The organism is Pantoea sp. EKM103V (assembly GCF_011800365.1).
Taxonomy (GTDB): Bacteria; Pseudomonadota; Gammaproteobacteria; order Enterobacterales; family Enterobacteriaceae; genus Pantoea; species Pantoea anthophila.
On record NZ_JAALFQ010000051.1, the window covers coordinates 1 to 390 of the forward strand.

Annotated in this window: 1 pseudogene; it reads right to left on the minus strand. The window is 45.4% G+C overall.

Annotated elements, in window-relative coordinates:
• Positions 1–82: 82 nt before the first annotated feature.
• Positions 83–229 (minus strand): annotated as a pseudogene (locus HFD97_RS22445) (IS110 family transposase); the annotation flags it as partial.
• Positions 230–390: the final 161 nt, after the last annotated feature.

Genomic DNA, 390 nt, shown 5'->3' on the forward strand with positions numbered 1-390 from the left:
TGGCACAAAGCGGACCCTCAATTCGTTCAGATTGAACAGTGTTACGTATCGTCTGCTTCATACAGAGTCGTAAATTGTCTCTTCAGCTGTATACCCAATCCTTCTGGTCCCTGAACATAGCATTAAGTATCGTTATGAATTTCCTGATACAGGCTGTGATCGCGACTTTTTTTACTTTTCCACGTGAAATGAGGGATGTATAGAAGTCTTTGATCTGAGGGTTATATCGAACGTATGCGTCACATACAGACCGTCTTGACAGCCAGGATCTGTTTATTCTGGTTTAGGTGCTGACCACTCCGGCCTGGCTGGTAGTCGGGGATTTATTCTGGTCGCTGTACATTTCCCCCTTCGTGCCGATAACACAGATTACACCAGGCATTCCTCTTC